The following is a 13634-nucleotide window of genomic DNA, read 5'->3' on the forward strand; positions in this document are numbered from 1 at the left end:
CCTAAAGAACTGTAAAAATCATCCGAAATTAATAATAGAAGGTAATAGAGATTTTCAGACTACATAGAAGGTGTGGCTTGCATGGATAAAACAACGATTATAGGCGTAATATTAGGGATCATAGCAGTTGGAGTAGGGATGGTTTTTAAAGGGGTTTCCCCGTCTGTTCTGATTAATCCGGCCGCTATTCTGATCATTATCCTGGGAACTGCAGCAGCAGTGGCTATTGCATTTCCAACAAATGAAATCAAACGGGTGCCCAAGCTTTTCGGCATTTTATTTAAAGAAGAAAAGCTGATGAACCCGGCTGAGATGATTAAGATGTTTTCGGATTGGGCTCAGCTGGCAAGAAAAGAAGGATTACTTGCACTTGAAGTCAAAACGAACGAAATCGAAAATACTTTTTTAAAGAACGGCTTATCTCTGGCCGTTGATGGCCAAAGTGCCGATTATATACGTGATGTATTAAGCGAAGAAATCGAAGCGATGGAAGAAAGACATCAGGCCGGAGCCCAGATTTTCAGCCAGGCAGGCACCTATGCCCCATCCCTTGGAGTGCTGGGAGCAGTAATTGGATTAATTGCAGCACTGGGTAATATGGAGGATACCACGAGCCTCGGTCATGCCATCAGTGCGGCATTCGTAGCGACTTTGCTGGGGATTTTCACAGGTTATGTGTTTTGGCATCCGTTTGCCAATAAGCTTAAGAGAAAATCCAAGCAGGAAGCAAAAATTAAAAGTATGATGATCGAAGGCATTCTCTCTATTTTAGAAGGGGAGGCGCCTCGGGTAATAGAACAAAAGCTTGCTTCCTACCTTCCTGCAGGAGAACGCCGGAAATTCCTTGAAGAAAGCAGCGTGGCGAAGGATGAGTAGGCGGAAAAAGAAGCAGCACCATGAGGAGCATGTAGATGAATCCTGGCTATTGCCGTATGCTGATTTATTAACACTGCTTCTGGCCCTATTCATTGTCCTATTCGCAATGAGTTCCGTAGATGCCCAGAAATTTCAGAAGCTCTCAAAGGCATTCAATGATGTCTTTTCAGGAGGGACTGGGGTATTTGAATTCCCAAGTCCAATGCCAGAAGGCCAAATGCAATCCACTGATGCTGTGTCCGAAAAGCCAAGCAAGGATTTGGAGGAGATGGCAGCAATGGATGAATTGGAAAAAGAAAAGCTGAAGCAGGCTGCCGATCAGGAAGAACTGGCAGAGCTGCAGCAAAGAGTCAATGCTTTTATTGAAAATCAAAACCTGGCGGATAAACTGGAAACCTCTTTAACCACCGAAGGACTGCTTGTGTCAATCAGGGATAATGTCCTGTTCGGCTCAGGAAGTGCAGAAGTCCGTGAGCAGGATTTAAATATGGCAAGTGAAATTGCAGAGCTTCTCATCATGGACCCGCCAAGAAACATTATCATAAGCGGCCATACAGACAACGTCCCGATCCGCAACTCAAGCTTCGAGTCCAACTGGGAACTCAGTGTGATGCGCGCTGTCAATTTTATGAAAATAATTCTGAAAAATGACCAGCTGGACCCTAAATGGTTCAGTGCCAAAGGCTTCGGAGAATTCCAGCCGGTTGCCGGAAATAATACCAAGGAAGGCAGAGCGAAGAACAGACGGGTAGAAATTTTAATATTGCCAAGAACGGGGAATCAGCCTTAGGGGCTGGTTTCTTTTTGCGGTGAAATAAAAAAAGCGCTGTGATCCAGCCGCTTTGAATGAAAAATCATTATTCATTTGCTTCCTGTTCCGTGCCTTCCGGTTTACACATGCGGTCGACCATTACACCAAATAGAAATACACAGGCAATTGGAATAGAAAAGTTCAATACATGAACAATGGTCATTAGCAAACCTCCCAAAAGGTATTAATTACATCATATGCCAACATTCACAAAAAAGACAAATAATATTCAGAAAATACACATAATTTAAGATTGACAAAAAGAAAGAGCCGCAAATGGGCTCTTATAATGGAAGATCTGCTTCTGAATGAATGGTTTTGGCTTCTGTCTTTTTTCCATGGAGCAAATAGTAAACGAGTAATCCAAACAGTGCCACGCCCGCAAGCATAAAATAAAGTGAAGCGAAGCCTGTTTTTACAGCAAGTATTCCAAGAACATAGGATCCCAGTCCAATTCCGGTATCAAAAAGTGTGAAGAAGGTTGAGGTAGCAAGTCCGCGTTTAGCTGGATCAGCCTGCTTAATTGCAACCGTTTGGAGACCCGGAACAATGGTGCCATATCCCAATCCGATTATCGCACCTGACAGCAAAAACACAAAGGTACTGTTTGCCTGGCTTAGTAAAAATAACCCTGCGGCAAAAAGAATAATGGCCGGATAGATCACTCTATTTTCTCCGTACGCATCAAACCAGCGGCCTGTAAATGGGCGGGACATAATAATAAATGCCGCATATACCACAAAAAAGAAGCTGGCAGCTTCAAGCAAATCAAGCTCTTTCGCATAAACAGAAATAAAGGAAAGAATTCCTGAGTAAGCGAAAGCAAGGATGCCTGCAGAAATCGCCACGGGAACTGCACTTTTTTCAAATAAGCTTGAAAGGGTAAATTTTGGATGCTTCACAGAGCTCTCTGCTTTATGCGGTATTCTTACAAAAGCACCCAGCAAGATAGCAATAAAAGATAAAACTGTACATAAAGCAAAAATCCATGAGAAATTTGCATATTGAACAATCGTCAAACCGGCAAACGGGCCAATGACCATGGCCAGATTCATGAACATTGCATAATATCCAAGTCCTTCGCCTCTGCGTTCATTCGGTACAATATCAGCAACGATAGCTCCAGTTGCAGTGGTAGCCATGCCAAATCCAACTCCGTGCAGGAATCTCAGTGCTAAAAGAGCGGGTGTAGAGTCAGCCCAGAAGTAAAGCAAAGAAGATACGGCAAATACAATCAAGGAAGCAATCAGGATCTTTCTGCGTCCAACCTCGTCAATCCATTTCCCTGTAAAAGGCCGGCTGATCACTGCAGCAATCAGAAAGACTGAAATAATCAGACCTACCTGTGTTTCATCCCCTTTTAAATCATCCAAAATATAAAGGGGAAGCGTAGTCAGCAAAACATAAAACCCCATAAATAAGAAAAAGCTAGTAATAGAAATACTCAAAAAATCCTTCGTCCATAATGGCTGTTTCTTCATAGTTGTCCTCCTAACAATGAAGTACCAGGTACCTGGACCACTTTGGTGAACTGGTCTAGGTGCCTGGTACCATATTTTCTCTCATTTTTGCCATAATTGTGATCATCGTGCTGATTTCTTCTTCCGTAATATTCTGCAGGACATTGCTTTCACTTGATCTTACTGCAGCAAGCCAATTGTCGTATTCCTGGATGGCTGCATCAGTCAGTGAAATCAATTTTTCACGTTTGTCCTTTCCTGCCGTTCTCGTGATCCAGCCCGATTTCTCAAGACGGGCCAATGTCCTGGTCATGGTCGGAGCCTCAACGCCAAGATAAGAAGAAATCTCTTTTTGAGTGCTCGGGCCTCCAATTTTCAGACGGTAAATAATCGTCCATTGAGCAGCGTATAAACCAAGCGGCACTAAACTTTCATTAAGTACTTTGGAAAAATGGCGTGTAAATTGGTTTATAGAATGAAAAAACTCACTTTGATTAGGGTGCATGTATTCACCTGCTTAAAATAATTACCTAGCTAACTATACATGAAATTTACGAATATGTCCACCTCTTCTATTCTTTTGCTAACTAAGTGTTTAACTGCCAAATAAAAGGGAATGGAAGAATAAGGGCAACTGTGCACAACAATAAGGGGGAAATTTTTTTGGATAAGTTATTAGAAGCCGTAGGAGATATTTCAGGATGGCTGTGGGGATATCCCATCATCCTATTATTAGCCGGAACAGGACTGTATTTAACCTTTTTGCTTGGTTTCTTCCAGTTCCGTTATCCGGTATATATTTTTAAGCAAACATTCGGAAGTGTGTTTAAAAAGCCGAAGGGGAAAGGAACCGTTACACCGCTGCAGGCACTCACTTCAGCACTTGCTTCTACCATTGGTGCCGCGAATATTGTAGGTGTGCCGGCAGCCATCATGTTTGGCGGTCCAGGTGCCGTATTCTGGATGTGGATCATTGCGCTCATTGGAATGGCCATCAAGTTCTCGGAAAGTGTATTATCCATTAAGTACAGAGAAAAAAATGAAGATGGAGAATATGTGGGCGGCCCTATGTATTATATGACGAAAGGACTTAACATGAAGTGGCTTGGTGTGATCTTTGCGTTCGCGCTGATGATTGAACTGATTCCAAGCATCATGGTACAGGGAAATGCAGTAGCAGCAGCGGTTGGCGAGACATTTAAAATTGATGGCCTTTATACAGGAATTGCTGTAGCAGTACTTGTTTCGTTAGTTGTTTTTGGCGGGATTCAGAGAATCGGCAAGGTGACCGAAATCTTTGTTCCGTTTATGGCTCTCATTTATGTAGGTGCGGCGTTAGTAGTCTTATTTATGAATCTTGGCAAACTTCCTGAAGTGTTGGAATTAATCTTCACTTATGCGTTTCAGCCAATGTCTGCAATGGGCGGATTTGCCGGAGCGGCAATTGGCGAAATCATTCGCTGGGGATTTGCTCGAGGATTATATTCCAATGAGGCAGGACTCGGAACCGCTCCGATTGCCCATGCTGCAGCCACAACCGATCACCCGGTGCGCCAGGGATTTTGGGCGATCATCGGAATCGTTGTTGATACGCTGATTGTTTGTACTGCAACGGCATTTGTTGTCCTATCCTCCGGGGTGTGGACAAGGGAAGGGGCAATGGAAGATCCTTCAGCCCTGACAGCAGCGGCATTTACGGAATACTTTGGATCATTTGGAGGTATTCTTGTTGCTGTATCCCTGGTATTCTTTGTCATTTCAACGATCATTGTCGTAGTCTTTTATGGATCCAAAATGGCAGAGTTCCTATTTGGCTCATTTGCCGGAAAAGCCATTAAAGTCGTTTACATTGCTGCCATTGTTCTTGGCTCAGTGGGAGCGGCGAAAACAATCTGGCAATTCCTTGATCTGGCTCTTGCCATGATTTTGATACCAAACATCGTTGCTGTTCTCCTTCTAAGCAAAGAGGTTAAACAGCTGAAAAACGAGTTTTTCACTTCAGAAAAATATTATTTAAAGGATATTAAAAAAGATGATAATGCTGCGTAAAGTTTGGTCTTCCGCTTATGGCGGGAGGCTTTTTTATTAACTTCGCAAATTTTTTGAAAAATAACACTTGTGTTATAAATGGACATAAGTTTATAATATAGACAAAAGTTTAATAAGGCAGGGCTGGTCAATTATGAATGATAAAGAAATATTGATTTTGCAGCTGATTAAAGAGGATCCTTTTATTGCCCAAAACGAGCTGGCAGAAAAAACGGGACTTTCCAGGTCCGCAGTAGCCGGCTATATCTCTTCACTGACCAAGCAGGGGAAAATTCTTGGCAGAGCTTATATCCTGCCGCAAAAGAAAGAAGTGCTTTGTGTTGGAGGCGCCAATGTGGACAGAAAAATCCAGACAACAGGGCAGCTCCAATACGGAACATCGAACCCTGCAGAAAGCTCCCAATCCTGCGGCGGAGTGGCCCGCAACATTGCAGAAAACCTTGGCAGGCTGGGCTGTGATGTGGGTTTGATGACAGTAGTGGGAGATGATCCGGAAGGTGAATGGCTTCTTGAATATACGAAAGCTTTTGCTGATGTCACTCCTTCACAGTCGCAGGCAGGATCCACCACCGGTACCTATACAGCAGTGCTTGACCTTGAAGGAGAAATGGCTGTAGCACTCGCTGATATGTCTATTTATGAAAGCGTTAACAGAGAGTTTGTCGAGAAGAAGTGGGGTTACCTGGCATCATCCGAAATGGTGATACTCGATACAAACTTCCCGCCCAAGGTTCTGGAACAGATTATTACAAGGTGCTATGAAGAGAACATTCCTCTTTGCATTACTCCTGTTTCAGCACCAAAAATAAAAAATCTGCCGGATGATCTGAAGGGTGTTACCTGGCTGATTGCCAACCAAAATGAGGCAGAAGCACTAACGGGGATGGAGATCAGCAATGAAGGAGACTTCTTTAAGGCGGCACAGGAGATTATGAAAAAAGGCGTTGAAAGAGTCGTTATCAGCCGGGGAGATAAAGGGCTGATCTACTTTACAAACAGGGGTGAAGCAGGTGTGCAACTTCCTCCGAAGGTGAAAATTGCCGATGTGACAGGTGCAGGTGATTCGCTTGTATCAGGAATTATTTTTGCCCATTTAAAGGGCCTGAGCACAGAGGATGCCTGCAAAATCGGCATGTCCTGCTCCATGCTGGCTCTGCAGTCCCTTGAAACCGTTAATCCTAATCTAAACAACACACGCTTGCAGGAAACATTCAAACAATATTTCGACTAAGGAGAAGTGACATCATGTTAGAAAAATGGCTTGAGTACTCAGAAGAAGTGTTAGAAGCAAAGAAAGCAAATAAACCGGTTGTTGCCCTTGAATCCACAATCATTTCACATGGAATGCCATACCCGCAAAATGTTCAGACGGCAAAAGAGGTAGAGGAAATCATCCGCAAAAACGGTGCTGTTCCTGCAACGATCGCCATTTTAAACGGAAAAATTAAAATCGGTCTGTCAGATGAGGAACTGGAGTTCCTGGCCCAAAGCAAGGACGTGGAAAAAGCAAGCCGCCGTGACCTTCCATATTTGGTAGCGAAAAAGAAAAATGGTGCGACAACTGTAGCAGCCACCATGATCTGTGCAGAGCTTGCCGGCATTGAAGTGTTTGTAACAGGCGGAATTGGCGGAGTTCACCGCGAAGCTGAAACCACAATGGACATCTCGGCTGATCTTCAGGAGCTTGCGATGACCAATGTTGCTGTTATCTGTGCAGGTGCAAAATCCATCCTGGATATCGGGTTAACGCTCGAATATCTAGAAACCCACGGCGTTCCGGTCGTTGGATTTGAAACAGATGTATTGCCTGCCTTTTATACACGCACAAGTCCGTTCAGCGTGAACTACCGGGTGGATAATGCAGAAGAAGCAGCCGAAATGATCCGCACAAAATGGGAACTGGGCCTAAAAGGCGGCGTCGTCATTGCCAACCCAATCCCTGAAAAAGATGCGCTGGAAGAAGCGTTCATCACAAATGTTATTGAAACTGCTCTTAAAGAAGCAAAAGAAAACAATATCGCAGGCAAAAAAGTAACGCCATTCCTACTAGGTAAAGTGAAGGAGTTAACAGAAGGAAGAAGCTTGACAGCGAACATTGCATTGGTGAAGCATAATGCGGAAGTGGGCTCTAAGATTGCTGTTAGTTTGAATAAGTAAGGGGAAAGCCAGACTTAGGGAGTCTGGCTTTTTATACTGATAGAATGATAGCTGTGATGATGATGGCTAAATATAATAGTAATCTTAAGAAGTTGATCATCAGGATCTGTCCCTTCTGGAACCCATATATTAGATGATATGTACAGGGTCTTATATGGGGGAAGGGTGTTTGTCTATATGCAGTAAAAAGGGCACTTCCTTTGGAATGTGCCTCTTAATTTTGTATTCTTTTGGCATTCAGGATATACCGGGATGGTGCATTGCCCACATATGAGAAGGGGTAGCAGGTGGAAACAGTGAGAATTTCGTTAGGAGCGGTGGAGCGGATCACAGTGGTATCGTCTGCATCAACAATCTTAGAATCGGTAATTTCATATGTAAATTTACCATATGGCATGCTGACTTCAAAAATATCACCGATTTCAAGTTCGCCGAGTCTTCGAAAGACCGTATCCCGATGCCCTGATAATAAAATCTGATTGGGCTGCCCTGGAAGTACAGTTGTGGAGTAGTGGCCAACCCCTTTTTCCAGCTCATCCTCATCTGTTCCTTCTATAATGGGAAGTTCTGCTTTTAAACGGGGGATTTTTAAGATGCCAATAGCTTCACCCTGCTCGAAGGATATATCTATTGGCTGTTCTGTTAGGAGAACACTTTTACTTTCTTTGTTTACTTCGTTCTGAACTCCTTCTTGTGCCTGGGCTAAAGAATCCTTTGTTTTCTTCTCTTGAGCGTACATTTCCTGCAGCGAGAACAGGACCAATCCGCCTCCGATTAAGATAAAGAAGGAGGCAGCTAATAGCAGCAAACGGCTTTTAACCTTCAATTAAGAATTACCTCCATTCAACTTCTTAAATTTAATAAAGTCCAGATAATAAGCGAAATCCTCTTTCGTAATTCCCTGCCTGATTGCTTCTTTGACAAGGGAAACCCACTCCTCATCCAGCTTAGACAAGTCTGTAATATCTTCTCTATTCTCTTCCAGCAGATCCTCAAGATTAGCATCCAGTGTCCTGGCGATTCGTGATAAAACCTGCAATGAAGGGTTCTCCTGTATGCCTCTCTCAATATAGCTTAGGTACGATTTGGATACCTCCGCTTTTTCAGAAAGCTCATTAATTGAGTATCCTTTCTTGATTCTTAAGGTTTTAATCCGGCTACCTATCATAGGCATAATACTCCCTTATCATAAAATGTAAAGACTTTTTCATTATAACGAACAAATTGTTCAATAAAAAATACAAAATAGTGAGAATTCTCGAGATATTCTTAGAAAAAGAACGAAAAACGTTCTTTAAAACGAAAATTCGGCTGAATTTGGAATTTCTCAAAATAAGACGGATGAACTATACTCGACTTATTGGTTCGATAAAAAGAACGAAAAAAACGAAAACAAAGAACATCAACTCACTAGGAGGGGGTTCTTATACGATACAAACGGATTAGAAAATTTGGGAAGAAGAATAAGATCCTATTGCTTGCATTTAAGTTTGTGGCTGCCTGGTATCTGCTTATTGGGATGTCGGCAACTTTGACTGGGCAGACGAATGCCTATTTTAGTGATAGGGACACAGTAACTGGGACCATTCAAGCGGGTACCTGGGAGACAGAAGAGCCTGGGTGCTCTAAAGGTGAGAAGCATGGGGAATGGGATTGCAGCTCTCTAAAATTCGTTGGACAAAAATATGATGGACAGAAGATATATGCAACCATTCAAAACACAGGGTCAGATATGAAAACGAATGGAACATATGAAATTTATTACATTGAGAAAGGGAATCCCAAGAAAGGAAAGTCTGTTGGTGAAGTGCTGACATTTGCTCCTATTAAAGAAGGAAAAATAATAGAAGTTTCTTTTATTCCTCAGCAAAGTGGATCCTATATGTTTAAAGCCTATCAGCACAAAGATCATCCTGGAAATGGGGAGCTGTGGAGTGAAGCTATAACAGTAAGCATAGATGCAGGTGAGACTGACAATGTGGAAGAAGAAAAAACGGAACAAAAGGCAGATGTAACAGAAGAGGCTGCCAAGGAACAGGTAAGCAATCAGACAGAGGAAACTGGAAAAGAAGCAGCTGAATCAACAAAAGATAAATCTCAAGAGAATCCAGAGCAAAAGCCAGCAGAAGAATCAAAAGAAGAGCAGAAGGTAGAACAGCCTAAAGTTGAAGAAAAGCCACAAGAGAAACCAAAAGAAGAATCAAAGCCGGAAGATACCAAGGCTAAGTCTTCAGAAGCTCCTGTTAATTCCGAAGAAAGCACAAATGAGGCAGGTGAATAGCTTGAAAAAAGCATTGAAAATTATAAGCAACATTATAACAGCGGTTCTATTCATTAATTTAATATTAATGGCCTTCCTAGTGGTCTCCTCCAAAGCATCAGGAGGAGAGCCGCAGGCCTTTGGATATCAGCTTAAGACAGTGTTATCAGGCTCTATGGAGCCTGCCTTCCAAACTGGGTCTGTTATTGCAGTAAAGCCGCTTAGCTCTGAAGAAAGAAAGTCTCTTAAGAAAGATGATGTCATTACATTCCAGGCAAGCGAAGAAAAATTAATTACTCACCGCGTAATCGGTGTCAGCAGCAGCGGAGATCATGTCATGTATGAAACAAAGGGAGATAACAACAAAACTGCAGACATGGAACCTGTGCTATCTGAAAATGTAAGAGCTGTTTATACTGGTTTCACCATTCCTTATGTGGGATATTTTATAGATTTTGCTCAATCGAAAGAAGGAAGTGCGATATTGTTGATTGTCCCTGGAATTTTACTGCTTGGATATGCAGCATTCACCATTTTCCAAGCATTAAGAGAACTGGATCCAAAAGACAAAAATACAGATACAAACGAAAAAACTGCTTAATTTGATTGTTCTCCTTGTAGAAATACAAGGGTCAATATAAAAAAACATACATACCCAATATGGGGTAAGAGGAGGAAATTTAGTATGAGCCTTAAAAAGAAGTTAGGTTTAGGAATTGCATCTGCAGCACTTGGTATTTCATTAGTCGGTGGAGGGACATTTGCATACTTTAATGATGTAGAAACAACTAATAATACATTTGCAGCAGGTGAATTGGATTTAGCTGTTAATCCTACAACTATTATTGATGTAAGTAATATTAAGCCAGGTGATTGGATGAATCGTTCATTTACTTTAAAAAACGATGGTTCATTAGATATTTCTAAAGTGTTATTAACAACCAATTTTCCAGATACCTCAAATGAGTTTGCAAAACATATAAGAGTTAACTTCTTAAAAAATGAAGATAAGAACGGACTGTTTAATCCTTCTAATGTTATTACTCACAAAACACTATATGAATTAAAGACAATGACTCCTGATGCCGTTGATAATCTTAGTCGTCTTGTATTTAACGAATTCCTGTTTGGAGAGGAAGACGGTCTTAAATCTGGAGATAGCGACGAGCTACATGTACAATTCCAATTCGTTGATAATGGCCAGGATCAAAATGAGTTTCAGAATGCTTCCCTTGCTCTTACTTGGAAGTTTGATGCAAAACAAACTGCAGGTCAAAGCAGGTAATTTACTAATATAACAAAGGTGGGAATCCCGTTCCCACCTTTTGTTAAATCAACCTACGTGAGGTAATGCCATGAATAACCAAAGTCTGCTGGCAAAACCAATAAAGATTTTAATTATAGCAGGATTTCTTCTTTTTATATCTATAGGTCAGAAAAGTGTTAGTGCAGTTGCAAAAGAGATAGATATAAATTCTACTACGCATGGGGTATTATTTAATGTTGAAAACCTAAAACCAGGCGACTGGATGCCCCGAAACATAACGATAAAAAATGATGGCAATCAAGATTTTAAATATACTTCTAACATTGGAAAATCGAAGTCTATTAAAGGACTTTTTGAGGAATTAGAGCTTGAGGTTAAGAAAGATACAAAGATGCTTTACGAAGGAAAACTTAAGGATTTTAAAGGCTTCTCTCCCAGAGAATTAGGGAAGGGGACAGAAGAAACTTTATTTTTCCAAGTAACAATGCCAGAGCATTTGGGAAATGAATTTCAAAATTCCGCCGCAGAGGTTGAAATCATTTTTCTTGCGGAAGCAACAGGTGATTCTGGAACCGACAACGAGACTCCCGGATCAGGAGATAATAATTCTGGAGGGGGAACTAATACTTCACCACCATCAACAGATGCCACGGTAATTCCAGAGAAAGTGAATAAGCTCCCAAATACCGCAACTAATAATTATAATTTATTACTTATTGGTGCACTATTTTTAAGTACTGGAAGCGTAATTTTATTATGGCGTTATAGAAGGCTTCGGAGTGATACTTAGATTAAGGCCTGAGGAACTGATTCTTTAAGGCCTTAATTTTTATTCGTGTTTAGAACTTATTTAAGCAGTTAATGAATATAATCAAAAAGCTGCTCATTAAGCGGTGAACTTATGAAAGAAAATCTGCAGTATCTTGCCTTCATTAATCTTCTGGATGGTCTCTTGACGTTCTTTGGAATTAGACTTTGGCTGATTGAAGAAGTGAATCTAATAATGGATTTTATATATACTATAGAACCCCTATTATTTCTTTCTGTTAAAGCTGTTTTTTCAGGCTTTTTAATTCTGCTCTCAACTTCGACTAATTTTCCGACGCAAACCAAGGTAAAGGTATTGGCAAGAGGTGCAGCTTATCTTTATTAGTACTTCATGTTTTATGGATTTATGAAGATAGAGTAAAAATACTATTCTTAGTCAAATAAGGAGGCTGAAAATGTACCGAAAGAACTGCAATAAATGCCACAAGCCTTCATACAGCAGCAGTGAATCGGGTGACTGGCTATGCCCGATATGCGGATCTAATTTAACGGATGAAGTCTTTCTGAATGCTATGACCCTCGAACCAGTCCACACGACCTTTAAAAAATGTATAAATTCGCATACCGATTCAATAAAACAAATCAGCAAAAATTTCAGAAAAAGAATCGGACTTTCCTACTACTCAAAAAAGAGTTCGACCATTAATAACAACTTCCTTTAAAAGATGAGGGGTACAGGTAATCAAAAGAACCTAGATCAATTAGAAATTTGTCGAAAATCAAATTAATTTAATATTAAAATAATTAATAAAAATTACAAAATATGACAACGTTAGCAATACGGCCATAGTAGAATACATCTATGGAAAATATTTCTTTGAGTCGATAGGCGCAGAAAAAGGCAAACTCATTGAAAAATGAGGACGCAAAGTCACGGGTCTAAGGTATTGAAAAATACTACGATGGCTGGGTTGCCTGGAATACGATACGTATCCTGGGGGGAAGAATTTTGACGGAGCAAAATGTAAAGGTCGAAGGAATTGATTTGGAGTGGCTGCAGTTAATTATGGAAGCTAAGAACTTAGGCCTGCAAAAGGAAGAAATTAGAGAGTTTTTACATAATAACAAAGCCAAAGAGCTTCTGATGGAAGCCTAATATCCGGTATTGCTAAGTATTTCTGTTAGAGGTATCTCTATATACGGAAATGCTTTTTATTTTGGCTGTTTTCGTAAAGTTTGATGCTATTTAATAAATTGATTTAATTTACTGAGTTGATTGGAGCGGAGGGGACTTGACTCCTGCGGGAGGAGAGGGAGCGGGAGACCCCGCAGGCAAAGCCGAGGAGGCTCCCGTTCCTCCCCGCGGAAAGCAAGTTCCCGCAGCGGAAATCAACGGGCAGAATAATAAGCAAAAACAACACACTATGAGAAAGGATCCTAATTTTGCAAAAAAAATAAGCCTGTACATTCAGGCTCATTGCATCTATGATTTTTGTCCGCTTCTCCACTTATTAAAATCCAAAAACTCCCGAAATTGCTCCTTAGAAACACCAGACTCCATCGCTTCCTTCACAATTTTCATCCATTCTGAATCGAGGTCTTCCTTGTTGATCTGCTCATGGATCAGATGGTCCACGGGAACATTCAGAACACCTGCGATTTTCTCAAGAAATTGAATCGATGGATTAGTTTGCAGGTTGCGCTCAAGCGAGCTTAAATATGATTTTGCCACACCGGCCTGGTCCGCAAGCTCGGATAAGGACATTTTCTTGTCCTGGCGAAGTTTTTTTACACGATCACCGATCATCGTATACCACACACCTTATTTTGTATGTAATAGGATTATATCATATATCTAGTTCCATATTAAGAACGATTTGTTCAATATTATTACCATCATACCACAGTGTCAACCGATTTAAATAGTTAGTTATCTGTGTTTTATAAAAATAAATCTTTTGTCGCTCGCAAAAAGTAATGCTCCGC

At 41.1% G+C, this 13634-nt stretch carries 17 protein-coding genes and 1 riboswitch; of the genes, 12 read left to right on the forward strand and 5 right to left on the reverse strand.

The genetic code is table 11. The features are described 5' to 3' along the window. Nucleotides 1–81 precede the first annotated feature (81 nt). Together motA and motB are read left to right on the forward strand one after the other, a co-directional pair. Nucleotides 82–876, forward strand: a complete 795-nt coding sequence (motA, locus tag A361_RS05575) for a flagellar motor stator protein MotA (protein WP_009334916.1) — start codon at nt 82–84, stop codon at nt 874–876. After that, nucleotides 869–1666 (forward strand): flagellar motor protein MotB, encoded by a 798-nt coding sequence (gene motB / locus A361_RS05580; protein WP_009334915.1) that lies wholly within the window; start codon nt 869–871, stop codon nt 1664–1666. Before motA ends, motB begins: the two co-directional genes overlap by 8 nt. A 305-nt stretch (nt 1667–1971) precedes the next feature. On the opposite strand, the gene A361_RS05585 is transcribed toward motB, so the two are convergent. Both A361_RS05585 and A361_RS05590 read right to left on the reverse strand, forming a co-directional pair. Continuing rightward, complete coding sequence (locus A361_RS05585) at nt 1972–3168, reverse strand: MFS transporter (protein ID WP_019382423.1); 1197 nt, start codon at nt 3166–3168, stop codon at nt 1972–1974. A gap of 55 nt (nt 3169–3223) precedes the next feature. Further along, the gene (locus A361_RS05590; RefSeq protein ID WP_019382422.1) at nt 3224–3652 is read right to left on the reverse strand and encodes a MarR family winged helix-turn-helix transcriptional regulator; all 429 of its coding nucleotides are present in this window, start codon (nt 3650–3652) and stop codon (nt 3224–3226) included. 158 nt (nt 3653–3810) lie between these two features. On the opposite strand from A361_RS05590, the gene A361_RS05595 reads away from it, so the two are divergent. The 3 genes from A361_RS05595 (at nt 3811) to A361_RS05605 (ending at nt 7353) form a co-directional block, all read left to right on the forward strand. Beyond that, complete coding sequence (locus A361_RS05595) at nt 3811–5196, forward strand: alanine/glycine:cation symporter family protein (protein ID WP_019382421.1); 1386 nt, start codon at nt 3811–3813, stop codon at nt 5194–5196. Nucleotides 5197–5329: 133 nt separating this feature from the next. Then, nucleotides 5330–6427 carry a carbohydrate kinase gene (locus A361_RS05600; RefSeq protein WP_019382420.1) on the forward strand — a complete coding sequence of 366 codons (1098 nt, stop codon included), beginning with the start codon at nt 5330–5332 and terminating at the stop codon, nt 6425–6427. Between the two features lie 14 nt (nt 6428–6441). After that, on the forward strand, nt 6442–7353 hold the full coding sequence (locus A361_RS05605; RefSeq protein ID WP_019382419.1) for a pseudouridine-5'-phosphate glycosidase: 912 nt from the start codon (nt 6442–6444) through the stop codon (nt 7351–7353). A 214-nt stretch (nt 7354–7567) separates the two neighbouring features. Here the strand turns inward: A361_RS05605 and A361_RS05610 are convergent, their stop codons facing one another. Together A361_RS05610 and A361_RS05615 are read right to left on the reverse strand one after the other, a co-directional pair. After that, complete coding sequence (locus A361_RS05610; protein WP_019382418.1) at nt 7568–8179, reverse strand: class D sortase; 612 nt, start codon at nt 8177–8179, stop codon at nt 7568–7570. Further along, on the reverse strand, nt 8180–8521 hold the full coding sequence (locus A361_RS05615) for a helix-turn-helix domain-containing protein (protein ID WP_019382417.1): 342 nt from the start codon (nt 8519–8521) through the stop codon (nt 8180–8182). A gap of 273 nt (nt 8522–8794) precedes the next feature. Between A361_RS05615 and tapA the strand changes: the two genes are divergently transcribed. From tapA to A361_RS29270, 7 genes are all read left to right on the forward strand, one after another. Further along, nucleotides 8795–9634, forward strand: a complete 840-nt coding sequence (gene tapA / locus A361_RS05620) for an amyloid fiber anchoring/assembly protein TapA (protein ID WP_257781354.1) — start codon at nt 8795–8797, stop codon at nt 9632–9634. 1 nt (nt 9635) lies between these two features. Continuing rightward, the gene (gene sipW / locus A361_RS05625; RefSeq protein WP_019382415.1) at nt 9636–10214 is read left to right on the forward strand and encodes a signal peptidase I SipW; all 579 of its coding nucleotides are present in this window, start codon (nt 9636–9638) and stop codon (nt 10212–10214) included. An 84-nt stretch (nt 10215–10298) separates the two neighbouring features. After that, nucleotides 10299–10898: a TasA family protein gene (locus A361_RS05630; protein ID WP_019382414.1), complete on the forward strand. Its 600-nt coding sequence runs from the start codon at nt 10299–10301 to the stop codon at nt 10896–10898. Nucleotides 10899–10968: 70 nt separating this feature from the next. Further along, on the forward strand, nt 10969–11670 hold the full coding sequence (locus A361_RS05635; protein WP_019382413.1) for a TasA family protein: 702 nt from the start codon (nt 10969–10971) through the stop codon (nt 11668–11670). Nucleotides 11671–11781: 111 nt separating this feature from the next. Beyond that, nucleotides 11782–12033, forward strand: coding sequence for a DUF5658 family protein (locus A361_RS05640; RefSeq protein ID WP_019382412.1), 252 nt, complete (start codon nt 11782–11784; stop codon nt 12031–12033). A gap of 70 nt (nt 12034–12103) precedes the next feature. Then, a complete protein-coding gene (locus tag A361_RS05645) occupies nt 12104–12370 on the forward strand; it encodes a hypothetical protein (protein ID WP_064328212.1) in 267 nt (88 codons plus the stop codon). Between the two features lie 168 nt (nt 12371–12538). Then, nucleotides 12539–12627, forward strand: a riboswitch (cyclic di-GMP riboswitch). A 30-nt stretch (nt 12628–12657) separates the two neighbouring features. Further along, entirely contained in the window at nt 12658–12804 is a 147-nt protein-coding gene (locus A361_RS29270) for an anti-repressor SinI family protein (protein WP_019382411.1), read from the forward strand. Nucleotides 12805–13131: 327 nt separating this feature from the next. Here A361_RS29270 and A361_RS05650 read toward each other — a convergent pair whose 3' ends face one another. Continuing rightward, on the reverse strand, nt 13132–13455 hold the full coding sequence (locus tag A361_RS05650; RefSeq protein ID WP_009334902.1) for a helix-turn-helix domain-containing protein: 324 nt from the start codon (nt 13453–13455) through the stop codon (nt 13132–13134). Between the last annotated feature and the right edge of the window lie 179 nt (nt 13456–13634).

It is taken from the genome of Cytobacillus oceanisediminis 2691 (assembly GCF_000294775.2).
GTDB lineage: Bacteria > Bacillota > Bacilli > Bacillales > Cytobacillaceae > Cytobacillus > Cytobacillus pseudoceanisediminis.

What these genes read in the sequence shown, in the direction of transcription:
- motA (WP_009334916.1), top strand. Translation starts at nt 82, where the DNA reads ATGGATAAAACAACGATTATAGGCGTAATATTAGGGATCATAGCAGTT.
- motB (WP_009334915.1), top strand. Translation starts at nt 869, where the DNA reads ATGAGTAGGCGGAAAAAGAAGCAGCACCATGAGGAGCATGTAGATGAA.
- A361_RS05585 (WP_019382423.1), bottom strand. Translation starts at nt 3,168, where the DNA reads ATGAAGAAACAGCCATTATGGACGAAGGATTTTTTGAGTATTTCTATT.
- A361_RS05590 (WP_019382422.1), bottom strand. Translation starts at nt 3,652, where the DNA reads ATGCACCCTAATCAAAGTGAGTTTTTTCATTCTATAAACCAATTTACA.
- A361_RS05600 (WP_019382420.1), top strand. Translation starts at nt 5,330, where the DNA reads ATGAATGATAAAGAAATATTGATTTTGCAGCTGATTAAAGAGGATCCT.
- A361_RS05605 (WP_019382419.1), top strand. Translation starts at nt 6,442, where the DNA reads ATGTTAGAAAAATGGCTTGAGTACTCAGAAGAAGTGTTAGAAGCAAAG.
- A361_RS05615 (WP_019382417.1), bottom strand. Translation starts at nt 8,521, where the DNA reads ATGATAGGTAGCCGGATTAAAACCTTAAGAATCAAGAAAGGATACTCA.
- A361_RS05630 (WP_019382414.1), top strand. Translation starts at nt 10,299, where the DNA reads ATGAGCCTTAAAAAGAAGTTAGGTTTAGGAATTGCATCTGCAGCACTT.
- A361_RS05635 (WP_019382413.1), top strand. Translation starts at nt 10,969, where the DNA reads ATGAATAACCAAAGTCTGCTGGCAAAACCAATAAAGATTTTAATTATA.
- A361_RS05640 (WP_019382412.1), top strand. Translation starts at nt 11,782, where the DNA reads ATGAAAGAAAATCTGCAGTATCTTGCCTTCATTAATCTTCTGGATGGT.
- A361_RS05645 (WP_064328212.1), top strand. Translation starts at nt 12,104, where the DNA reads ATGTACCGAAAGAACTGCAATAAATGCCACAAGCCTTCATACAGCAGC.
- A361_RS05650 (WP_009334902.1), bottom strand. Translation starts at nt 13,455, where the DNA reads ATGATCGGTGATCGTGTAAAAAAACTTCGCCAGGACAAGAAAATGTCC.